Annotated in this window: 19 protein-coding genes and 1 tRNA gene; 12 read left to right on the top strand and 8 right to left on the bottom strand. The window is 58.1% G+C overall.

Annotated elements, in window-relative coordinates; translation table 11 throughout:
* The first annotated feature begins 131 nt into the window (after window positions 1–131).
* From ACIF4X_RS14655 to ACIF4X_RS14645, 3 genes are read left to right on the top strand one after another with little or no spacing between them, the layout of a single operon-like run.
* Window positions 132–1,541 carry a circularly permuted type 2 ATP-grasp protein gene (locus ACIF4X_RS14655; RefSeq protein ID WP_397482682.1) on the top strand — a complete coding sequence of 470 codons (1,410 nt, stop codon included), beginning with the start codon at window positions 132–134 and terminating at the stop codon, window positions 1,539–1,541.
* A gap of 12 nt (window positions 1,542–1,553) precedes the next feature.
* On the top strand, window positions 1,554–2,504 hold the full coding sequence (locus ACIF4X_RS14650) for an alpha-E domain-containing protein (RefSeq protein ID WP_007914063.1): 951 nt from the start codon (window positions 1,554–1,556) through the stop codon (window positions 2,502–2,504).
* Window positions 2,501–3,304, top strand: a complete 804-nt coding sequence (locus tag ACIF4X_RS14645; protein ID WP_397482681.1) for a transglutaminase N-terminal domain-containing protein — start codon at window positions 2,501–2,503, stop codon at window positions 3,302–3,304. The genes ACIF4X_RS14650 and ACIF4X_RS14645 overlap by 4 nt, the downstream gene beginning before the upstream one ends.
* A 121-nt stretch (window positions 3,305–3,425) precedes the next feature.
* Here ACIF4X_RS14645 and ACIF4X_RS14640 read toward each other — a convergent pair whose 3' ends face one another.
* Together ACIF4X_RS14640 and ACIF4X_RS14635 are read right to left on the bottom strand one after the other, a co-directional pair.
* Window positions 3,426–4,247 (bottom strand): c-type cytochrome, encoded by an 822-nt coding sequence (locus ACIF4X_RS14640; protein WP_397482710.1) that lies wholly within the window; start codon window positions 4,245–4,247, stop codon window positions 3,426–3,428.
* Between the two features lie 95 nt (window positions 4,248–4,342).
* A complete protein-coding gene (locus ACIF4X_RS14635) occupies window positions 4,343–4,495 on the bottom strand; it encodes a hypothetical protein (protein WP_397482711.1) in 153 nt (50 codons plus the stop codon).
* A 337-nt stretch (window positions 4,496–4,832) separates the two neighbouring features.
* On the opposite strand from ACIF4X_RS14635, the gene ACIF4X_RS14630 reads away from it, so the two are divergent.
* The 3 genes from ACIF4X_RS14630 (at window position 4,833) to ACIF4X_RS14620 (ending at window position 9,022) form a co-directional block, all read left to right on the top strand.
* Complete coding sequence (locus ACIF4X_RS14630; RefSeq protein ID WP_397482680.1) at window positions 4,833–6,038, top strand: acetyl-CoA C-acetyltransferase; 1,206 nt, start codon at window positions 4,833–4,835, stop codon at window positions 6,036–6,038.
* A 24-nt stretch (window positions 6,039–6,062) separates the two neighbouring features.
* Complete coding sequence (locus tag ACIF4X_RS14625; protein ID WP_397482679.1) at window positions 6,063–8,207, top strand: 3-hydroxyacyl-CoA dehydrogenase NAD-binding domain-containing protein; 2,145 nt, start codon at window positions 6,063–6,065, stop codon at window positions 8,205–8,207.
* A 92-nt stretch (window positions 8,208–8,299) separates the two neighbouring features.
* Window positions 8,300–9,022: an amidotransferase gene (locus tag ACIF4X_RS14620; RefSeq protein WP_397482678.1), complete on the top strand. Its 723-nt coding sequence runs from the start codon at window positions 8,300–8,302 to the stop codon at window positions 9,020–9,022.
* Between the two features lie 107 nt (window positions 9,023–9,129).
* Here the strand turns inward: ACIF4X_RS14620 and ACIF4X_RS14615 are convergent, their stop codons facing one another.
* The 3 genes from ACIF4X_RS14615 to ACIF4X_RS14605 form a co-directional block, all read right to left on the bottom strand.
* Window positions 9,130–10,101: a magnesium and cobalt transport protein CorA gene (locus ACIF4X_RS14615; protein ID WP_007914072.1), complete on the bottom strand. Its 972-nt coding sequence runs from the start codon at window positions 10,099–10,101 to the stop codon at window positions 9,130–9,132.
* Between the two features lie 134 nt (window positions 10,102–10,235).
* The gene (locus ACIF4X_RS14610; protein ID WP_397482677.1) at window positions 10,236–10,958 is read right to left on the bottom strand and encodes a lysophospholipid acyltransferase family protein; all 723 of its coding nucleotides are present in this window, start codon (window positions 10,956–10,958) and stop codon (window positions 10,236–10,238) included.
* A gap of 216 nt (window positions 10,959–11,174) precedes the next feature.
* Window positions 11,175–11,864 (bottom strand): crotonase/enoyl-CoA hydratase family protein, encoded by a 690-nt coding sequence (locus tag ACIF4X_RS14605; protein ID WP_397482676.1) that lies wholly within the window; start codon window positions 11,862–11,864, stop codon window positions 11,175–11,177.
* A 295-nt stretch (window positions 11,865–12,159) separates the two neighbouring features.
* Between ACIF4X_RS14605 and ACIF4X_RS14600 the strand changes: the two genes are divergently transcribed.
* Together ACIF4X_RS14600 and ACIF4X_RS14595 are read left to right on the top strand one after the other, a co-directional pair.
* A tRNA-Ser gene (locus ACIF4X_RS14600) sits at window positions 12,160–12,249 on the top strand.
* A gap of 143 nt (window positions 12,250–12,392) precedes the next feature.
* Window positions 12,393–12,713: a YbjQ family protein gene (locus ACIF4X_RS14595; RefSeq protein WP_397482675.1), complete on the top strand. Its 321-nt coding sequence runs from the start codon at window positions 12,393–12,395 to the stop codon at window positions 12,711–12,713.
* A 61-nt stretch (window positions 12,714–12,774) separates the two neighbouring features.
* Here the strand turns inward: ACIF4X_RS14595 and ACIF4X_RS14590 are convergent, their stop codons facing one another.
* Entirely contained in the window at window positions 12,775–13,059 is a 285-nt protein-coding gene (locus ACIF4X_RS14590) for a hypothetical protein (RefSeq protein WP_397482674.1), read from the bottom strand.
* 237 nt (window positions 13,060–13,296) lie between these two features.
* Here ACIF4X_RS14590 and ACIF4X_RS14585 point away from each other — a divergent pair, with 237 nt between their 5' ends.
* The 4 genes from ACIF4X_RS14585 to ACIF4X_RS14570 all read left to right on the top strand — a co-directional run bounded on the left by ACIF4X_RS14585 (window position 13,297) and on the right by ACIF4X_RS14570 (window position 15,034).
* Entirely contained in the window at window positions 13,297–13,485 is a 189-nt protein-coding gene (locus ACIF4X_RS14585) for a hypothetical protein (protein WP_158957509.1), read from the top strand.
* 322 nt (window positions 13,486–13,807) lie between these two features.
* Window positions 13,808–14,179: a glycine zipper domain-containing protein gene (locus tag ACIF4X_RS14580; RefSeq protein WP_016983669.1), complete on the top strand. Its 372-nt coding sequence runs from the start codon at window positions 13,808–13,810 to the stop codon at window positions 14,177–14,179.
* A gap of 145 nt (window positions 14,180–14,324) precedes the next feature.
* Window positions 14,325–14,744, top strand: coding sequence for a YMGG-like glycine zipper-containing protein (locus ACIF4X_RS14575; RefSeq protein ID WP_397482673.1), 420 nt, complete (start codon window positions 14,325–14,327; stop codon window positions 14,742–14,744).
* A 122-nt stretch (window positions 14,745–14,866) separates the two neighbouring features.
* The gene (locus ACIF4X_RS14570) at window positions 14,867–15,034 is read left to right on the top strand and encodes a hypothetical protein (RefSeq protein ID WP_007914082.1); all 168 of its coding nucleotides are present in this window, start codon (window positions 14,867–14,869) and stop codon (window positions 15,032–15,034) included.
* Between the two features lie 298 nt (window positions 15,035–15,332).
* Here the strand turns inward: ACIF4X_RS14570 and ACIF4X_RS14565 are convergent, their stop codons facing one another.
* Window positions 15,333–15,686 (bottom strand): Imm50 family immunity protein, encoded by a 354-nt coding sequence (locus tag ACIF4X_RS14565; RefSeq protein ID WP_397482709.1) that lies wholly within the window; start codon window positions 15,684–15,686, stop codon window positions 15,333–15,335.
* A gap of 41 nt (window positions 15,687–15,727) precedes the next feature.
* On the bottom strand, window positions 15,728–20,515 hold the full coding sequence (locus tag ACIF4X_RS14560; protein WP_397482672.1) for an RHS repeat-associated core domain-containing protein: 4,788 nt from the start codon (window positions 20,513–20,515) through the stop codon (window positions 15,728–15,730).
* Window positions 20,516–20,729: the final 214 nt, after the last annotated feature.

Raw genomic sequence — 20,729 nt, 5'->3', positions numbered from 1 at the left:
TTGGGGCAATTGCCGCACAGGAATGGTGCGGTGCCTGCGGCGTGTATTTCCAACCGATTGAAATCAAAGCGTTTATGCCGATGGCACGGGCCTTGCGAAGGCCTGTATGTCCGGGTGACAAGGAGTACGGCATGATCCGCACCTATTTTGATGAGATGTACGATGCCGGCGGCCAGGTTCGCCCGCATTATCGGGAGTTTGCCCGCTGGCTGGCCGAAACGCCTGACGAACTGCTGGCTCAACGGCGACGCGAGGCTGACTTGCTGTTCCATCGCGCCGGGATCACTTTCACGCTCTATGGGGACGAGCAGGGCACCGAGCGCCTGATTCCTTTCGACACCATCCCGCGCAGCATTCCCGCCAGCGAGTGGCGAGTCGTCGAGCGCGGCTGCATCCAGCGGGTCAAAGCGCTGAACATGTTCCTCGCCGACCTCTATCACGAGCAGCGCATCATCAACGCCGGGATCATTCCTGCCGAACAGGTGCTGGCCAACGAGCAATATCAGTTGGCGATGCAAGGCCTCGATCTGCACCGCGATATCTATTCGCACATCTCCGGCGTCGATCTGGTGCGCGATGGCGACGGCACCTATTACGTGCTCGAAGACAACCTGCGCACACCGAGCGGCGTGAGCTACATGCTCGAAGACCGCAAGATGATGATGCGTTTGTTCCCGGAGTTGTTCGCCGCGCAACGTATCGCGCCGATCGATCACTATCCGAACCTGCTGCTCGACACCCTGAAAAGCTCCAGCGCGATTGATGATCCGAGCGTAGTGGTGCTGACGCCCGGGCGCTTTAACAGTGCCTTTTTCGAGCACGCGTTCCTGGCCCGGGAAATGGGCGTGGAACTGGTCGAGGGCGCGGATCTGTTCGTGCGAGACGACAAGGTCTTCATGCGCACCACTGACGGCCCGAAAGCGGTGGACGTGATCTACCGTCGCCTCGACGACGCGTTCCTTGATCCGTTGGCGTTCAACCCCGACTCAATGCTCGGCGTGCCGGGGCTGCTGTCGTCCTATCGCTCCGGCAACGTGGTACTGGCCAACGCCATCGGCACCGGGGTGGCGGACGACAAATCGGTGTATCCGTTTGTCACCGACATGATCCGTTTCTACCTCGACGAAGAGCCGATCCTGAAGAACGTGCCGACCTGGCAGTGCCGCAACCCGTCTGAACTTTCCCATGTGCTGGCCAATCTTCCAGATCTGGTGGTCAAGGAAACCCAGGGCTCCGGTGGTTACGGAATGTTAGTGGGACCGGCGTCGACGAAGGCGGAGATCGATGCCTTCCGTGAACGCATCAAGGCCAAACCCCACGCGTACATCGCGCAGCCGACGCTGTCGCTGTCGACCTGTCCGACCTTTGTCGAAAACGGCATCGCACCGCGCCATATCGACTTGCGTCCGTTTGTCTTGTCCGGTCGCGAAACCCGCGTGGTGCCCGGCGGTTTGACTCGCGTCGCACTGCGCGAAGGCTCCCTGGTGGTGAATTCCTCCCAGGGCGGCGGAACCAAGGACACCTGGGTGGTCGAGGATTGAAGGAAGCTTGCCATGTTAAGTAGAACTGCCTCGGATCTGTATTGGATGTCGCGTTACCTGGAGCGGGCGGAAAACCTCGCACGGATGCTCGATATCAGTTATTCGCTGTCGCTGATGCCGCAGGACGGTCGCGGCGACGGTCTGCACGAATTGGCCATGCCGCTGCTCATCACCGGCACCCTCGACGATTACCTGGAACGTCACGGCGCGTTGCATGCCGAACGGCTGCTGCACTTCTTCGCCCTCGATGCGGCCAATCCGGCGAGCATTTACAGCTGCCTCGGTGCAGCGCGGGCCAGTGCGCACGCGGTTCGCGGACGCATCACGGCGGACATGTGGGAGAACATCAACGCGACGTGGCTGGAGATTCGCGGGATCGCCGAACAGGGTCTCAGTCGCTATGGCATGAGCCGTTTCTGCGAGTGGATCAAGGAACGTTCGCACCTGTTCCGTGGTGCGTCGTACGGCACGATCATGCGTAACGATGCGTTTCGTTTCATTCGTCTCGGGACCTTCATCGAACGTGCGGACAATACGCTGCGGTTGCTCGATGCCCGCTATGAAATGGCTGGCGATCAGGCCGAAGCGGTCAGCGACGGTACGGCCCATGCCTATTACCAGTGGAGTGCCTTGCTGCGCGCCTTGTCTTCGTTCGAGGCCTACACCGAAATCTACCGCGATGCGCCCGGCGCCCGGCATGTCGCCGAGCTGCTGCTGTTGCGTGCCGATGTGCCGCGCTCGCTGCGGGCCTGCACCGAAGAGATCGACCAGATTCTTGCGCAGTTACCCGGCGCCAATGGCCGTCCGGCTCAACGTCTGGCGGCGGAAATGGATGCACGCCTGCGCTACACCGGCATCAACGAAATTCTCGAGGAAGGCCTGCACGCCTGGCTCACCGAATTCATCCCGCTGGTGCGCCAGTTGGGTAACGCCATTCACAGTTCCTACCTGGAGGCTGCATGAGACTGTCCATTAGCCACGAGACCACCTATCACTACGAAGATCAGGTGCGGGCGAGCATCCAGTACCTGCGACTGACCCCCCACGACAGCGAGCGTCAGCACGTGTTGAGCTGGCAACTCGATCTGCCGCGCCCGGTGCGCGCGCAGCTCGATCCGTTCGGTAATATTCTGCATGTGCTGACCATGGACGAACCGCACGAGGCGATCATCATCGGTGCGCGAGGTCAGGTTGATATTGATGAGCTGCGCGAGGCCGAGCATGAGAGCCAGTCGGCGCTGCCGTTTCTGCGCTTTACCCGGTTGACCGAGGCGGACGAGGCCTTGCGCGCGTTTGCCGAGAAGTCCTGCAAGCAACGGCGCGATCGCACGGCGCTGATTGATTTGATGCACGGTTTGAATCAGCACATGACCTATACGCCGGGCTCCACCGAAGTTGACACAAGCGCCGCTGAAGCCTTCGCCGGACGTGCCGGGGTTTGTCAGGACCACACCCACGCGTTTCTCGCCTGCGCGCGCAGTCTGGGCGTTCCATCACGTTACGTGTCGGGGTATCTGTACAGCGAAGATTGTGAACATCTGGCCAGTCATGCCTGGGCGGAAGCGTGGCTGGATGACGCCTGGTACAGCTTTGACGTGACCAATGAACTGGCGCGGCCGGAGCGACATTTGAAACTGGCGGTGGGGCTGGATTATCTCGATGCCTGCCCGGTGCGCGGCATGCGCCGGGGCGGTGGATGCGAGCAGATGCACGCGAAAGTGTTCGTCTCGCCGACGCCAGTTATCTCCGTCCAACAACAGTAGATCCGGGATACCGCTATCGCTGGCAAGCCAGCTCCCACAGGATTGCCGCTGATTCAGAATCGGCGCATACCCTGTGGGAGCTGGCTTGCCATCGAAGAGGCCAGTGAAAACACCCCAAGGCTCAGGGCTTAACCTTGCGCCCAGCCATATGTTTCAAATAACCCACCAGCAAGTCCAGATCCCCCTTCGGCAACACCGCCTCCGAAAACCCCGGCATCTTCGCCTGCGGCCACTGACGCAAGCTTTGCGGATCGCGAATGTAGCGCTGCAAGAAGTCCGCGCCGAAATACTCGGTCGGGTTATACGGAATATTCAGATCCGGCCCGAACTGCGCATCCCCCGCACCATTCAACCGGTGACACGCCAGGCAATTCTTCTGAAACAGCGCAAACCCCAGATTCACCGGGTCATCCGCCTTCAACGCAGGGTCTGGCAACAGGGCAGGGAAGCGCTCGGTCACCGGCGCCATGCGCTTGATGCCAGCGACTTCGAACGGCCATTGCTCCGGACTGATATTGCCCGCCTGCGGATCCGTCCACACCAGATAAAACGGCCCGGCGCTGTGCTTGCCTTCCGATAGCGGTGGCCAAGGTTGCGCCGGGTCCTCAATGGCCAGCCATGCCCGCGCACCTTGTATATTGAGCAGTGGCGCTGCAGCCAGCTCGGCGGCGAACCCGTCCAGTGCCACCGCTTGCAGATGATCTTGCGGTTTGATCCCGGTCAGCAGCGCGGCCACGGGCACGGCGCGATAGGTCATGTCCTTCTTGTAGGACACATCGTTTTTGATGGTGATGCTTTGCACCTGAGGATGCTTGAGCAAATCCTCGGTCTGCCAGGTGCGGCTGTTTGCGCCCAGTTGCAGATCCAACTGGGCGGCAGACAAGGGCATGCTCAGCAGCATGACCCCGAACACAATGAGCGCTTTCAAATGATCGTCGTCCATGTCGTGGGAGTGCGCCAAGGTTGGCACAGCCACGCTGGCCCGGGTAGCGGGCCAGTCACATTTTCAGTGGCGATAAACAGCACCTGCCGCTCGATTCAGCCGATGACCTTGGTCAGATTCGGCAAAATCAACAACAGCGTCGTGGCGAAAAGAATGAGCCCTGCTTGACGAACTTTCGGTTTTTTGAACATGGCTTGACCGCCTTTATTGTTTTTTCCTGATGCTTGCCTGCATATCCATGACGGCAAGCGCTGCACTTCCTGTTGAAGAACGTCGGCCTCGGCAAAACCCGACGACCCTGACGTACATGTACTACCTTAGGGCCCGCGTCACGCGTGGCTTAGATCCATTTCATATGGAGACTTTGTGATTTGCGATTAAAAAGGCATGAGGCGTATTGCCAGCTTCTTTGCCGCCCGCTGGCTAGACAACTCGCTGACCTGAACCGGTTCACCCGGTCTCTGGTGACCGTCCGTCTGAGCGTGTGGGTCAAGTGCATTGAGCGCTGCGGTCATTGAATACATGACCGCTCGGACCAAGAGTGGAGGCATAAGAAATCACTCCCCGCACAGGTTCGAGGACGTCATGACCCAAGCTTTGATATTCGATGCGTTACGCACGCCACGCGGCAAAGGCAAGACCGATGGCGCCCTGCACAGCGTCAAACCGGTGAATCTGGTTGCCGGTTTGCTGGCCGCGCTGCAATCACGCACCGCGCTGGACACCAGCCAGGTCGACGACGTGGTGCTCGGCTGCGTGACGCCGATTGGCGATCAAGGCTCGGACATCGCCAAAACCGCCGTACAAGTGGCCGATTGGGACGTCAGCGTCGCGGGTGTGCAGATCAACCGTTTCTGCGCCTCGGGGCTCGAAGCGGTGAACCTCGGCGCGATGAAAGTGCGCTCCGGGTTTGAAGATCTGGTGGTGGTCGGCGGCGTCGAGTCGATGTCCCGAGTGCCGATGGGCAGCGATGGCGGTGCCTGGGCGCTGGACCCGCAGACCAACCTGCACAGCCATTTCACCCCGCAAGGCGTCGGTGCCGACCTGATCGCCACGCTTGAAGGCTTCAGCCGTCAGGACGTCGATGCCTACGCGCTGTACTCGCAGCAGAAAGCCGCACGGGCGCGGGCTGACGGCTCGTTCAACAAGTCGCTGGTGCCGGTGCAGGATCAGAACGGGATCATCCTGCTTGATCACGATGAATTCATTCGCGCCGAATCGACCCTTGAGGGCTTGGGCAAGCTCAAACCGAGTTTCGAAATGATCGGGCAGATGGGCTTCGACGCCACGGCATTGCGGGTATACAGCCATGTCGAGCGGATCAATCACGTGCACACGCCGGGTAACAGTTCCGGGATCGTCGACGGTGCGGCGCTGATGCTGATCGGCTCCGAAGCCAAAGGGCGGACGCTGGGTTTGCAACCTCGGGCGCGCATTGTCGCCACAGCGGTTACCAGCACCGACCCGACCATCATGCTCACCGGCCCTGCGCCGGCGACGCGCAAGGCACTGGCCAAGGCCGGGTTGCGCGTAGAGGACATCGACCTGTTCGAGGTCAACGAAGCGTTTGCGTCGGTGGTGCTGAAGTTCATCAAGGACATGGCCGTCGACCCCGACAAGGTCAATGTCAACGGCGGCTCCATCGCCATGGGCCACCCGCTGGGCGCGACCGGTTGCGCGATCCTCGGCACCTTGCTCGATGAGCTGGAAGCGCGACGCCTGCGCTATGGCCTGGCGACGCTGTGCGTCGGCGGCGGCATGGGCATTGCCACCATCATCGAACGCCTCTGAGCCCCGAATTCAAGGAACCTTGCTATGAGCGAAGCCATTCGTTACGAAAAAGGCCAGGACGCTATCGTCGTGCTGACCATCGACATGCCGGGCCAGAGCGCCAACACCATGAATGCCGTGTACCGCGAGGCCATGGCCGCGTGCGTCGCCCGGCTGGTGGCGGAAAAAGACCACATTGCCGGGGTGATCATTACCTCGGCAAAGAAAACCTTCTTTGCCGGCGGCGACCTGAATGAGTTGATCAAGGTCGGCAAGCCAGAAGCCAAAGCCTTCTACGACATGGTGCTGACCCTCAAGGGGCAATTGCGCACTCTGGAAACCCTCGGCAAACCGGTGGTCGCGGCGATCAACGGCGCGGCGTTGGGCGGCGGTTGGGAAATCTGCCTCGCCTGTCATCATCGCGTGGCGCTGGACGATGCATCGGTGCAACTCGGTCTGCCGGAAGTGACTCTCGGCCTGTTGCCGGGTGGCGGCGGGGTGGTGCGCATGGTGCGCATGCTCGGCATCGAGAAAGCGCTGCCTTATTTGCTTGAAGGCAAGAAGGTGCGTCCGCAACAGGCATTGCAGGCGGGTTTGATCGATGAACTCGCAGCGGATCGCGAGGAGTTGCTGGGCAAAGCACGAGCCTGGATCGTGGCCAACCCGACGGCGGTGCAGCGTTGGGATGTGAAGGGCTATCAGATTCCGGGCGGCACGCCTTCGAATCCGAAAGTGGCGCAGATGCTGGCGATTGCGCCGTCGATTCTGCGCAGCAAGACCCAAGGGACGATGCCGGCGCCGGAGAAAATCCTCTGCGCTGCAGTCGAGGGCGCTCAGGTTGATTTCGACACTGCGCATCTGATCGAAACCCGTTATTTCACCGAACTGACCACCGGCCAAATCTCGAAAAACCTGATCGGCACGTTCTGGTTTCAACTTAATGAGATCAACGCCGGTGGTTCGCGGCCGCAGGGCTTTGCGCCTTACAAGACGCAGAAGGTCGGCGTGCTTGGCGCAGGGATGATGGGCGCGGGGATTGCGTTTGTCAGTGCTTCGGCGGGTATTGAAGTGGTGCTCAAGGACGTAAATCTGGCTGCCGCCGAAAAAGGCAAAGCACATTCTGCCGCGTTGCTGGACAAGAAAGTCTCTCGCGGACGGATGGATGCTTCGACGCGTGATGAGGTGTTGGCGCGGATCAAGCCGTCCGAAAGTGATGCCGACCTCGCGGGTTGCGATCTGATCATCGAGGCGGTGTTTGAAGACCGCGATCTGAAGGCCAAGGTCTCTGCTGCAGCCCAGCGGGTTGTTGGTGCCGAAGCCGTCATCGCTTCCAATACTTCGACTTTGCCGATCACCGGGCTGGCGGCTGCCGTGCCTGATCAAAGCAAATTCATCGGCCTGCATTTTTTCAGCCCGGTAGAAAAAATGCCGCTGGTGGAAATCATCAAAGGCGCAAAAACCAGCGATGAAACCCTCGCCCGCGGTTTCGATTTCGTCCTGCAAATCAAGAAAACCCCGATCGTGGTCAACGACAGTCGCGGCTTCTTCACCTCACGTGTGTTCGGCACCTTCACCAACGAAGGCATCGCCATGCTCGGCGAGGGCGTGAGTGCGCCGATGATCGAGACCGAAGCGCGCAAGGCCGGGATGCCGGTCGGGCCTCTGGCGATCTCCGACGAAGTTTCCCTCAGCCTGATGAGCCATATCCGCCAGCAAACCGCCAAAGACCTACAGGCAGAAGGGAAACCGCTGATTGAGCACCCGGCCTTCGCCGTGATTGACTTGCTCCTCAACGAATACAAGCGCCCAGGCAAGGCGGCGGGTGGCGGTTTTTATGATTATCCGGCCGGTGGTCAGAAGTATTTGTGGCCCGAGTTGAAGGCGCGCTTCGAGAAGTCCGACGGGCAGATTTCGCCCAAAGACGTGCGTGATCGGCTGTTGTTCGTGCAGGCCATCGAAACCGTGCGCTGTGTGGAGGAGGGCGTGTTGACCTCGACGGCGGACGCCAATGTCGGCTCAATCTTCGGTATCGGGTTTGCGCCATGGACCGGTGGTGCGTTGCAGTTCATCAACCAGTACGGCGTGAAGGATTTCGTCGCTCGCGCGCAGTATCTGGCTGAGCAATATGGCGAGCGTTTTGCGCCGCCTGCGCTGCTGTTGGATAAAGCAGCGAAAGGTGAAATGTTCTAAGGGCAACGAGCGTCCCGGGGCTTGCCTTGTCAGGGTGTTTCAAGGCAGGCTCTGGGGTGTTCATTATTCCCATCACGTGTCAGGTATTTTTTATGTCGCTACGCATCTGCATTCTGGAAACCGACATCCTGCGTCCGGAACTGGTCGATCAATATCAGGGTTACGGGCAGATGTTTCAGCGCCTGTTCTCGCAGCAACCGATTGCCGCCGAGTTCACCGTCTACAACGTGATGCACGGCGAATACCCAAGCGACGACCTGACCTTCGACGCATACCTCGTCACCGGCAGCAAGGCCGATTCGTTCGGCACTGATCCGTGGATTCAGACCCTCAAGGAATACCTGCTGACGCGTTACGAGCGCGGCGACAAACTGCTTGGCGTGTGCTTCGGCCATCAGCTGCTGGCGCTGCTGCTCGGCGGCAAGAGCGAGCGCGCAACGCAAGGTTGGGGCGTCGGCACCCACAACTACAAACTGGCGGCGAAGGCGCCTTGGATGAGCCCGGTGCGTGAGGAACTGACGCTGCTGATCAGCCATCAGGATCAGGTCACCGCGCTGCCGGAAAACGCCACGGTGATCGCTTCCAGCGATTTTTGCCCGTTTGCGGCTTACCACATCAACGATCAGGTGTTGTGCTTCCAGGGCCACCCGGAATTCATCCACGATTACTCGCGTGCGCTGCTGGATCTGCGTCAGGAAGCGTTGGGGACGCAGATCTACAGCAAAGGCGTGGCGAGCCTGGAACAGGAACACCACGGCGCTACGGTAGCGGAATGGATGATGCGCTTTGTGGCGCATAAGCCAGAAACAGCCTAAGGCTAAAAGCTTCGCGAGCAGGCTCGCTCCCACATAGATCTTCGATTCAACAGAGATCAATGTGGGAGCGAGCCTGCTCGCGAATGTTCCAGACAACTCGGTCTGCTCTACAACCACCCGGACTTCTTGAAACTCGCCCACAAACTCACACACCCCACCGTAATAAACCCCAGCACACCGAAGTAGCCATAGTGCCAACTCAGTTCCGGCATGTTCTGGAAGTTCATCCCGTAAATCCCCGCCACCGCCGTCGGAAACGCCAGAATCGCCGCCCAGGCAGCGAACTTGCGCTGCACCACGCTTTGCCTTGAAGCCTCGAGCAACACACCGATCTCGATGGTCTGGCTAGCGATATCGGCCAGTGTGCTCAGGTCTTCCATCTGCCGCGTTACGTGGATCTGCACATCGCGGAAGTACGGGCGCATGTTCTTGTCGATAAACGGGAAGCTCAGCTTCTGCAGTTCCTCGCCAATTTCCACCATCGGCGCCGCGTACCGGCGCAGGCGCACGACATCGCGGCGCAAGCCATGCAGCTTCTGGATGTCACGCTCGTTCAACGCGCTACACAACACGTTGCGTTCCAGTTCATCGATTTCGGCATGAATGGCTTCGCCCACCGGTTGGTAGTTCTCGATGACGAAATCGAGCAGCGCATACAGTACGAAATCTTCCCCGTGTTCCAGCAAGAGCGGGCGTGCCTCACAACGTTGGCGGACATGGGCGTAGGACGCCGAGTGACCGTTACGCGCGGTGATGATGTAGCCCTTGCCGGCAAAGATGTGCGTTTCGATGAACTGCAGAACGCCGTGTTCGCGGATGGGCGAGTAGGTGACGATAAACAAAGCGTCGCCAAAGGTTTCCAGCTTCGGTCGGCTGTGTTTTTCCAGGGCGTCTTCAATGGCCAGTTCGTGCAGGTTGAACTGGCGTTGCAGATTGGACAGCTCCTGAGCATCCGGCTCTTCAAGGCCTATCCAGACAAAGTGACCGGTTTTCGCGGCCCAGGCGGCGCCTTCGTCGAGGGTAATATTGGTGACTTTCTTGCCTGCGCTGTACACCGCAGCAGCAACAACTCGACCCATGGTGGTGATTCACTTCTTCTTGGCAGGTGGCAGGGAATACAAGACTTCAGCTTAGCCGTGTCGCTGCTTGAGAGTCAGTGAAATCTGTACAGTTCACCGGGCAAAAGAAAACCTGCACAGGGCGGGTTGTCTTTTCAGGCGGCTTGCAGTTGCCGATCCATCGACTCAATGCACTCGCGCATCTGTTCGCGGCACTGACTGATGAGCATGGGCATGTCATCCATGGTCAATCCGGCTGTAGGAATCGCCGGCAGCGAGCGTATGAGAATTTTCCCGCTGCGCCAGCGATTCAGACGCATGTGCTTGATGTAACTGCTGACGCAAACCGGAACGATCGGCACGCCGGCGGCAATCGCCATCTGGAACGCACCTTTCTTGAACGGCAGCAATTCTTCGCCGAGATTGCGCGTGCCTTCCGGGAACACCCAGATCGAAGTGTCTTCGTTCTGTAAGGTATTGGTGGTGGTCAGCATCGACTGGCGTGCCTTGTGCGCATTGCCACGGTCGATCAACACATTGCCGGCCAGCCAGAACAATTGCCCGAACAGTGGCACCCACTTGAGGCTCTTTTTGCCGATGCATACGGTACGGCGCGGTACTACGTTGCCGAACACGAATAAGTCATAGTTGGACTGATGGTTGGCGATGATCACGCAGCTGTCAGGTTTGTTCATCAAACCACTGACCTCTGACTTCACTCGTAAACGCAAAATACACATCGCCGGCAGCGCGTAGAGGCGGGCGCACAGACGGCTGTTGTCCGGATTGAACGGGCGGCAGATCCCGAGAATCACCCCGAGCACGCCCGCCAAAATAAAGTGCAGGCCCATCAATAACATACGAAACACGAACAACATTTTCAGGCCCCGCCGGGACAAAAGGTGGCGCAGTGTACGGATGTGCACTGTTTTCGGCAATTGCCACTATAGAGCCCGGAGATGGCCGATGTTTAAGCGCATGTTTCAGACTTGCTTGTCAGACCTGTCCTAGAGCTGTTACTGCCTTTTAAACCGGACGTGCAAGAAAAAACCCGACACGACGGTCGGGTTTGTCTTTAAGGCAGGGGCTCGGGCTTAACCCAGATGCTCCTGATCCTGGATGATGGCGTTATCGAGGGTTTCCAGCAGTGCCTTACGCACCTTCAACTTGGTGTTCTTGTGCGCGAGCATATTGATTTTCTTCAGCTGGCGGGCAGCGGCGAGGGCGGCACCTTGCAGTTCCTCGGCGGAAACCACCTTGTCGAGGAAACCGGCGTCAACGGCGCTTTTCGGATCGAACATCTCGCCGTTGATCACCGAGCGGTTGAACGCGGAACGACGCAGACGATCACGCGCCAGCTCGATACCCGCGTGATGCATGGTCATACCGATCTGCACTTCGTTCAGACCGATGCTGAACGGGCCATCGACACCGATACGGTAATCCGCAGACAACAGAATGAACGCGCCCTTCGCCACGGCATGACCCGGGCACGCGACGATCACCGGGAACGGGTGAGAGAGCAGGCGACGCGCCAACGTCGAGCCCGCCGTTACCAGCGCCACCGCCTCTTTAGGGCCGGCAGTCATCACTTTCAGGTCATAACCGCCGGACAAAATCCCTGGCTGACCGGTAATGATCACGATGGCACGATCAGTCACCGCCTGATCCAGCGCCGCGTTGAATGCCGCAATCACGTCCGGAGAAATGGCATTGACCTTGCCATTGCTCAAAGTCAGGGTCGCGATACCGTCTTCGAGATGGTAGGAAATCAACTCACTCATGACGCTATTCCTTGTAAGAAAGATGGGCAGACGTTACCCACCGCCGCAGGCCAGGTAAAGCGCCGTGACTGACCCGCCAGTCACCGTTTCCCGGCCCACCCAGCGTAGCGAGGCATTCCGCTTCTATATAGAAGGGCCGCGCCCACCGAAGATTGGCCGGTTTGCCATGGCCTGACCATGGGCGAAACGACTTTTTCTCTTAACCACATGAAAATTCTGAAAAAAAGTTTGCCATTGGAAAAGCTTTCGACTACATTAGCGCGCCTCGACAGACAGAACATGTTTGAAGAGATACGGTGAAGTGTCCGAGTGGCTTAAGGAGCACGCCTGGAAAGTGTGTATACAGGAAACTGTATCGAGAGTTCGAATCTCTCCTTCACCGCCACATTTAGTACGCAAAACCCCTGATTTCGAAAGAAGTCCGGGGTTTTGTGCATTCTGGCGTTTGGATTTTATTAGCGGCGAGTTGAGAACAGCGTTGAGCGATTACAATCGCCGGCTTATTTATCAGTAAAGGGACGCCATTCCATGATCATTTCCACCACGCATGCCATCGAAGGCCGACCGATCACTGCGTACCTGGACATCGTCAGTGCCGAGTCGGTGCAGGGCGTCAATGTGATCCGTGACCTGTTTGCCGGTATGCGCGATTTTTTCGGCGGGCGTTCGCAGACGCTGGAGCGGGCTTTGAAGGAGGCGCGTATTCAGGCGACCGAAGAAATACGGGAGCGTGCGCGTGCTCTGCAGGCTGATGCGGTGGTCGGGGTGGATTTCGAGATCAGCATGCCCGGCGGCAAGGGCGGGATGGTTGTGGTGTTTGTGACGGGGACGGCGGTGAAGTTGCGCTGAGTTTGTTTGACGGGGGTGTGAGCCCATTCAGAAGTTGAATGGGCTCAATCTTTCTGTTTAATCAGCCTTGTAGCTTGAGGATCACGGTGCCTCTTTCGTCATAGGTCAGTGGTGTATCGATGGCGACGAGAGGGGGTGTATCAGAAGGTGGGTTGGGTTCGACTGGCGTGCTGGGATGGTAAATGACCCCTGGTTGCAGAACCGGTGTACCTGGACCCGGATATTTAATGGTGACTTCACCGGAATCGATCTTTTCCTTGAGTTTTTCCGCGCCAGCCTTGCCGGCTTCGATTTGTTCGTCCGTGAGCTTTACGACGGGTAGATTCGGGAATCCGTTGATTTGCATGTTCTCTCCTTGAAATTCATTTGTATGAAAAAGGGCAATGGCCTGTCTCCGGAAATCTTAGCGGTGTAGGGCCAATGGCACTTCATCGCGTTGATTTTTTGTAGGCCATTCGTCGGTCATCAGCTGATCTGAATAACAAGTCCACTAATGACCAGCTAGTCTCAAAAGCCTTGGAGGTCGATATTTTTTCAGGCAAAAGGGTTTGCCGGTGTTGACCTGTTGCGAAGGGGCGAGGGTATGACTGATCCGTATATCGAAGACGATGGTGCTGAATTTTCCTTCAATAACTGCGTACGGTGCGGCCAGACCGAGTATCAGGCAGGCTTTGGCGAGGATCCGGTTCAGACCGGCAAGATCAAATCCACGGCACCGAAAGGACCAAAGGCAAAATTCTTGCCCAAGGTCACCGCGCGAGTCAGAAAATAAACTTTTTTTGAACAACCCCGTCATTGAACGGGGTTTTTTATGGCTGAACGAGTGAAGAAATCTCTTACAGGCGATGGCAAAGAATTCGCTGAGCTTTCACAAACTTTTCACGTCTACCGCAGTAGGGTGAAGCCATCCGTTAGAAAGCAAGTCTCCAGCCCGTTTCCCCAGCGGGCTTTTTTTTGCCTGTTATAAAACCTTTTCCATAATCGCTGTCCAATCGGCGCCGAGTGCGCGAAGCCTTTGTTTTCGGCTGGACTTTTGCGCGTCGAAGGCATTAAATCCCGGCCCTTTTTGTCATCCCAATTTTGAGGTTTTCGTCATGCGTTTAACACTGCCGGCTCTGGTTCTGGGCCTTCTGGTTGCTCAAGGTGCAATGGCTGCGGGTGATGGTACTGCGGCGCTGGGCGGTGGTCTGGGTGGCGCATTGGGTAATGTCGTCGGCCAGAAAATGGGCGGCAGCACTGGCGCAGCCATTGGCGCTGGTGTAGCAGGCGCGGCGGGCAGCGCAATGGCCGCGCGCAAGGGGAGCCGGACTAAAGCGGCCATTGGCGGCGGTGTTGGCGCGGCCGGTGGTTCGGTGATCGGCAACAGCCTGGGCGGCAGAACCGGCGCCACGATTGGTGCAGGCTTGGGCGGTGCAGCTGGCGGCGCGGTTGGTAGCAATTTGTCCAAAGGTCATAAGCGTCACTGAGATCGATCATTTGATCGTTTGTCAGACAAAGCCCGGCTTGATGCCGGGCTTTTTCATGGCTGAACGTTTTTCCCGTTTGCGTCTCCAATCGTACATAGGTCCTTGTCCGGGCCGACTGTCCCGCTTCGGGAACTGTGAGGTTCATATGCGCTTGTCATTATCTGCACTGTTTTTCGGATTGCTGGTCACCCAAGGTGCGATGGCCGCCGGGGATGGCTCGGCTGCCGTGGGCGGTGGATTGGGTGGCGTACTGGGCAACGTAGTCGGCGGTCAGCTTGGCGGCAGCACCGGTGCAGCGGTTGGTGCTGGTGTAGGTGGCGCGGCGGGTAGTGCTGTTGGTGCGAATAAGCGCAATCGCACCGAGGCTGCCATTGGTGGTGGTCTAGGTGCTGCGGGTGGCTCAGTGGTCGGTAATAGCCTCGGCGGATCAACCGGATCGGCGGTCGGTGCGGGGTTGGGCGGCGCGGCCGGCGGTGCGGTCGGCAATAACCTGGGCGACGATGGCGGATCTCACTCCGGTGGTGGCCACAAACACAAGAACAAACACAAGAATCGCCATCATTGACAAGTGGTTCAGCAGAAACCCGGCATTTTGCCGGGTTTTTTGTATTTGCTCGCCGGACTCCGGAACGATTGGCCGTAGGGCCTTTCGAACGTTATACACGCCACGAGATGATGAGGTTTGCCATGACTCCCGAAACTGAGGGCAAGGAAGAGAAAGGCTCGAGTGGATTGCCGTTTATCAATGATCCGGGGAATGAGGATCCGGGGTCGCTGATGGATGATGCGACAGTGCCGTTGAATGATTCGGATGAGGCGGATATGGAGTATGAAGAGGATGAGGATGAGCAGTGATCGGCTGTTCGTGAAGATTTGAGAGTGTGACTCCGATTTCAAGGGCCTGAGTTCAACAGGCCCTACAGAGGTATTGGTGACTCAAAAAGGCTGCTCGTCAGTATTGGAAGTTGGTGAAGCGAATCAGGTAGAGGCGATTTTTTATCGTACTAGAAATGTGAGGTGTCTGAATCTCAAGTTTAGAGCTTTTTAACCTGTCTGGATTTATGCTGAGCTAGTGAATGTTGAACTGGTTTCGGTATATGCATAAAGTTTTACGATGCCTCACGGCAACAGAAAGCTCGTCGATCAATGAAATTCAGAAAGGTAAGTCTGTTAAATATACGCTAGGTTCTCTCAGTCTTAATGATGATGTGGTAAATGTTACATTCGAAGTGCTTGATACCGCGGAAATCATATATCTGTCCCCAATGCTTTGTATGGATAGATTTAAGTTTTTTTGAGTTGGAATGTTGGATGTCGTCAAGTCTCTAATTTCACCGCATGTTAGTCCGATTCGGCACGCATTGTATCCCATGGGTTCCCATTTTTTCGGGGGAGTGTCCGGAGTTTCTTTGATATCAAATGCCAAGGTCAATATTGAAAGATTGTTGTCGATGTTTAAGGCAAATAGCTTGACCTCCCCAATGGGTATATTCCTGCTGAATACCATGTTGAAGAATTTGCTGCCTTCTATCTCATTCCAGTATTTCATTAGCGTCCCTTGAATGGATAATGATCGTTCGTGTTTTTTACTTTGCCATTGCGCGTGTCATCTGCGGGTCGTATGTTTATGTGAGGTCCTTGATCTCCTCGGTTATTCATATCTCCATACTTATGTCCCGCTGAGTGGTCTTGGAGTGTCAATATAAAACCATCCTCTCGGATGAATCTATATTCTCTGGTTGTAATCGGCTTTCCACTGCCGTCTAGAATGTTATTGCCTTTTCTATCCGTCATGTTGACATAGGTGAACTGCTTCTGCCTGCCACTTACCTCATCAATTTGAATGTCAGGCTGTTGTCCTTTCGGTATTCCTGCATCAACTTTTGCCTGCCTGAATGCACCGCGTCTGGAAACCTGTGGTAGCTCAACATCATCAGGTTTTGAACAATTGATCGATTTTCGGCCTTTGGGTGGGCAATTGGAACTCAACCCCAACGGATCCACCCACCCCGTCGGATTCGGCACGTACTGGTACTGATTCAACCCACCGGCCAATTTGATCGGATCCGGCGTCAGATACCGTCCCAGCCGCGGGTCGTAATACCGGTGCCGGTTGTAATGCAGGCCACTCTCCGCATCGAAATACTGCCCTTGGAAACGCAGCGGCTGGTTCAGGTAGTCCTCGCCGGCCAGGGTCAGTGCGGCGACTTTGCCGTAGGCGTCGTATTGCGCTGACCAGACGATGTCGCCGCTGTAGTCGGTGAGTTCCTGTGGGGTGCCGAGGTGGTCGAGCTGGTAGTAGAACGGGCAGGCTTTTTTCGGGCCTTTGCCGTCGAGCAGCGCGAGGGGGCGGAAGGTGCCGGGTTCGTAGATGTAGCTGCGGTATTCGCTTTCGCTGCTTTCGGCGACGAGGTGGTCGCCTTGCCAGAAGAACTCGGTGGTGGCGTCGCCGACGGTTTTGCGGATGCGTCGGCCAAAGGCGTCGTATTGGTAGGACGCGGTCTGGCCGTCGGGGCGGGTCAGGCCGATCAGGCGGTGTTGGCTGTCGTAGCGGTATTCGGTGACGAGGGTCTGCGCGCGGCCGCGGCGTTCGCGGATCAGGTTGCCGAAAGCGTCGTAATCGTAGTGACGGTCGCCCTGCATCAGCAGGCGATTGCCCTTGATCCGGCTCGGGCCGGGGCGGTCCTGCATCAGCAGGTTGCCGGCCGGGTCGTGGGCGAAGCTTTCCGGCAGTTCGTCGCGGGAATGGCGTACGCGAATGAGGCGGTCGAGGGTGTCGTAGCCGTAGGTGCGCTGGCCGTGGCGGCTGTCGGCGATGTGCGCGAGATTGCCGTTGGCGCTGTAGGCATAATCGCGGCGGTACAGCGCAGCGCGCTGATGGCCTACGGCGTGGGCGAGTAATCGTCCTTGATCGTCGTAGGTATATTCGCTGAGCAGCAAACCTTGTTGGCGTTGCCGTTCGCGTCCGGACTGGTAGACGTGACGGGTCAGCGGCGTGCCGTTGAGGTCGATGTCGGTCAGCGCGCCACCCTTGGCGTGGCGGTAGTCGAGCACGCTGTTGTCCGGCAGGCGCAGGCGTTTGAGCTGGCCGCAGGCGTCGTAGCGGTAACGCAGGGTGCCCCAGCCCTGATGCTCGGTGATCAAGCGGTCCTGACGGTCGTACTCGAAGGCCAGCGGATGGTTCTGGCCATCGTCGACACCGATCAAACGGCCAAGGCGGTCGTATTGATAGGTGACCTTGATGCCGTCGGGCAGGGTCTTGATTAACAGGCGCCCGGCAGCATCGCGTGCATAGGCAGTGACCAGTTGCGAGCCGTCATCCCCGAACTCGGTCTTCTCCAGCAGATGGCCGTTGAGGTCGTAGGCGTACGCCGTGCGCCGGCCTTCAAAACCGCTTTCCTGACGAATCAGCCCGGTCGGCGTGTAGTCCAGGCGATACTTTTCCCCGGATTCGTTTTCAATCTCGGTGAGCAGCAGTTGCGCATGGTCGTAGCGGTACTGCACCTGCGTGCCGTCGGGGTTGATCCGCCGCGAGACCAGATGCAGATCGTCGTCATATTCATAACGAGTAATGCGCCCCAGTTCATCGCGCTCGGCGGTCACCTGGCCGTAAGCGCCGTAGCTGTAGGCGCGGGTCGCACCGTCAGGAAACGTCGTCTGGATCAGTCGGCCAACGGCATCCCAATGTTGTCGGGTGACCGCACCGTGTTCGTCCGCAGTCGTGGTCCGCCGCCCCAGCGCATCGTAGGAAAAACGCCGCACGCCGCCGTCGGGCAAGGTCTCTTCAATGAGTTGGCCGAGGCTATTCCAGACCAAGCGATGCCGGCTGCTGTCCGGGTAACGAATCGACAGCAACTGACCCCGGGTGTCGTAGTAGTAATGGGTGACCTGGCCATCGGGGTCGACCGCTTCGGTGACATCGCCCTCGGCATTGCGCCGATAGATCCATACCGCGTCACCGCGTGAACGCCGATGCAGGAAACCGTTGCGATACTCGTAGGACGTGGGCGCATCAACAGGTGGAATCAGCGCCACCAGCTGTCCGACTTCGTCGTAGCGGTATTCGGTGACCGCGCCCAAGGCATCCTGCTCGGCGATCAAACGGCCCGATGAGTCATAAGCCTTGAGCTGCTCACCACCATCCGCCTCGACCTTGCGCACCAATCGCGCACGCTCATCGTGGACGAATGTCTCTTCGGTGCCATCGACGTAATGCACCGCAACACTGCCGTCGTCCGCCCAGACGTAACGCGTGTTCATCTGCGAAAACGACGCCCAATGGCGCACGCAACGGGCAGCCTTCCCCGACCGCTCCCACTCCCAGAAAAAACTCGCGCCGCCCGCCAGTTGCCGCTGCAGGATCACGTGAGCGTCGTCGTAGTCGTAACGCTCGCTGTCACCGACGGCGTTGCTGGCTTCGATCAGGTGCTGATAGGCGTCATAGCGATAGCTGACCAGCGCTTGTTCAGTGCTCCAGGCACCGTCGCGAAACACCTGATAATCGACACCCAACAACTGCGCCCGGTCATAGCGCAACAGCAGCGAACGCCCGGCGCCGTTGTCCAGGCGCTGCACCCGGTCAGACCGATCGCGCTGCACCGTCAGACGATTGCCGTAGGCATCGCTGATTGCCGTCAGCCGTCCTGCACGAAAGTGATAAAACCGCGCCGTTTCGCCGGCCAATGCGAGGATCAGTTCCTCCGGCTCATCACCCAGAAAAATCGCTGTCCGTGACAGGCTGTTGTGAATCGCCGGTCGCTCGCTATTCGGCAACGGAAACTGTGTTCGACGGTTTTCGTGATCGACCCAAACAACCTCATCAGCGAAAAACTCCAGCCGATGCGCCAGCGAATGGCTCCAGCCAAAGCCCAACCCAACATCGATTTCGGCGGCACTGGAGCGATACAACCGGCTGAACTCAAACGGCAACACGCCATCGAGCACCGCATCAGTCAGGGTCAGTAACTCTTCACCGGTGACCATCGACACCGGACAACCATTGGTGCAGGTGAAGGGCACGCAATCAGCGCTGTCACCGTTAGGGTTTTTCGCCTGATCCGGAGAATCGTCATGCGGCTCATGCCGCTCGATCCGGCTCGAACCGCCAGGCTTGTTCCGCACAACAGGCGCCGGATTCGGCACCGTCAACACCAGCGAGTCGGCCTGACGAATGTTCAGCGGTATCGACGGTGTCGGTTTCAACTCAACGTCACGCGCGTGAAACATCAGCGGCTTCAACGCGCCCGCATGTTTGTTCAGTTCCGGCGCTGACGTTAATTCCGCGAGTCGCAAAGCCGAAGCCGCCAGCCATTCCCGCGCGCGCGGCGACTTGACCTTCGCCAGCACTTTGCTGCTCAAGCGCAGCGGCACGCCGACACCACCCGACAACCCCATCAGCAGAAAACTGATCAGCAGTTCGACCCGCACCTCGGCCACCACTTCGGCCAGGTATTGCGGCGGCAGCATCTTCAACCAACTGGTGAACGCGGCCAGATGAATAAACAGAAGGGGTTCGTCACTGAGGATCAGCAAGCCGTTGGCGATGGCCGAGCTGGAGGCATTCAATAACGCCTCCAACTCGGCCTCGCTGAGGTATTCCAGCAATTTTTCACTGTTGGCCTGCAAGTCAGCGAGGAGGGCGAATACCTGTTTGATGTCGTCCCAAACGTCATTCAGGGCTTTCTCGAGTCCACGCCAATCGGCCTGTTGCAACTGCCCGTAACGGTCCAGAAACCCGGCGCTGGAAAACTCCGCCCACTGCGGCTGAAACCCGGCCCATTCAGCGCGCAACCAGCCTTCCAGGCCTGCAATGACACCCTCATAAGAGGCATACAGGGCACGCACATGGTCGGTGGACACATCGGGAAAGAAGGTGATGCGATAACGCTGGCCCCGATCGCAATCGGTCACCTGCAGAATGCCGCTGGGGCCGATGGTGTAATGCAGCGCTTCGCCGAAAGTCAGCTCACCGCCGACATTGGCAAGCACCGGTTCGAGTGTCACCGGCGTATCGCCGATCGGCACGAACCGCGCGGCTTCGAACATGTGCACCAGCGTCAGCGACCCACTGGCCGAGCACATGGCCACCGATGAGCTGAGCGGTTGGCGCGATTTGATCGGCGCGCTGAGGCGCACGTCGTTGCCGACAGTGAAGACCTGCTCGACATCCAGCGCCGTCCCGGTCCAGAACTGCTCGGCCCATGCCTCATAGTTGTTCAGGCACAGGCGGAATTCGCGGATCAGATTGTCGAAGTCCGGCTCATCGGGATTCAAAGCAGCAACAACGAGCAGGCCGATGCTGTTGTTCAGGGCTAGAAGCCGATCGGTTGGAAGCATTCGCAGTCTCTCGCGCACGTCAAAAAGGTGCGGGGACTTTGCGGGGGATCAATCAGGAAAGAAGTCGGGCGAGTAGGTAATGCCTGTAGGATGTTTCGCTAAATTGTTGCGAGTAGTTCATCGGTTCAAAGAACATTGCCCGTTGCTCAATGTCCGCCACGCTCGTTATGCTGCTGAACCCTTTAATCAGATCCGCGTAGCGGCGCCAACCGTG

The organism is Pseudomonas sp. NPDC085632 (assembly GCF_044541255.1).
Classification (GTDB): domain Bacteria; phylum Pseudomonadota; class Gammaproteobacteria; order Pseudomonadales; family Pseudomonadaceae; genus Aquipseudomonas.
Note: the sequence above shows the minus strand (reverse complement) of the source record. Positions and strands in the feature narration are given on the sequence as shown.

What these genes read in the sequence shown, in the direction of transcription:
- ACIF4X_RS14655 (WP_397482682.1), top strand. Translation starts at nt 132, where the DNA reads ATGATCCGCACCTATTTTGATGAGATGTACGATGCCGGCGGCCAGGTT.
- ACIF4X_RS14650 (WP_007914063.1), top strand. Translation starts at nt 1,554, where the DNA reads ATGTTAAGTAGAACTGCCTCGGATCTGTATTGGATGTCGCGTTACCTG.
- ACIF4X_RS14645 (WP_397482681.1), top strand. Translation starts at nt 2,501, where the DNA reads ATGAGACTGTCCATTAGCCACGAGACCACCTATCACTACGAAGATCAG.
- ACIF4X_RS14640 (WP_397482710.1), bottom strand. Translation starts at nt 4,247, where the DNA reads ATGGACGACGATCATTTGAAAGCGCTCATTGTGTTCGGGGTCATGCTG.
- ACIF4X_RS14630 (WP_397482680.1), top strand. Translation starts at nt 4,833, where the DNA reads ATGACCCAAGCTTTGATATTCGATGCGTTACGCACGCCACGCGGCAAA.
- ACIF4X_RS14625 (WP_397482679.1), top strand. Translation starts at nt 6,063, where the DNA reads ATGAGCGAAGCCATTCGTTACGAAAAAGGCCAGGACGCTATCGTCGTG.
- ACIF4X_RS14620 (WP_397482678.1), top strand. Translation starts at nt 8,300, where the DNA reads ATGTCGCTACGCATCTGCATTCTGGAAACCGACATCCTGCGTCCGGAA.
- ACIF4X_RS14615 (WP_007914072.1), bottom strand. Translation starts at nt 10,101, where the DNA reads ATGGGTCGAGTTGTTGCTGCTGCGGTGTACAGCGCAGGCAAGAAAGTC.
- ACIF4X_RS14610 (WP_397482677.1), bottom strand. Translation starts at nt 10,958, where the DNA reads ATGTTGTTCGTGTTTCGTATGTTATTGATGGGCCTGCACTTTATTTTG.
- ACIF4X_RS14605 (WP_397482676.1), bottom strand. Translation starts at nt 11,864, where the DNA reads ATGAGTGAGTTGATTTCCTACCATCTCGAAGACGGTATCGCGACCCTG.
- ACIF4X_RS14595 (WP_397482675.1), top strand. Translation starts at nt 12,393, where the DNA reads ATGATCATTTCCACCACGCATGCCATCGAAGGCCGACCGATCACTGCG.
- ACIF4X_RS14590 (WP_397482674.1), bottom strand. Translation starts at nt 13,059, where the DNA reads ATGCAAATCAACGGATTCCCGAATCTACCCGTCGTAAAGCTCACGGAC.
- ACIF4X_RS14585 (WP_158957509.1), top strand. Translation starts at nt 13,297, where the DNA reads ATGACTGATCCGTATATCGAAGACGATGGTGCTGAATTTTCCTTCAAT.
- ACIF4X_RS14580 (WP_016983669.1), top strand. Translation starts at nt 13,808, where the DNA reads ATGCGTTTAACACTGCCGGCTCTGGTTCTGGGCCTTCTGGTTGCTCAA.
- ACIF4X_RS14575 (WP_397482673.1), top strand. Translation starts at nt 14,325, where the DNA reads ATGCGCTTGTCATTATCTGCACTGTTTTTCGGATTGCTGGTCACCCAA.
- ACIF4X_RS14570 (WP_007914082.1), top strand. Translation starts at nt 14,867, where the DNA reads ATGACTCCCGAAACTGAGGGCAAGGAAGAGAAAGGCTCGAGTGGATTG.
- ACIF4X_RS14565 (WP_397482709.1), bottom strand. Translation starts at nt 15,686, where the DNA reads ATGGTATTCAGCAGGAATATACCCATTGGGGAGGTCAAGCTATTTGCC.
- ACIF4X_RS14560 (WP_397482672.1), bottom strand. Translation starts at nt 20,515, where the DNA reads ATGCTTCCAACCGATCGGCTTCTAGCCCTGAACAACAGCATCGGCCTG.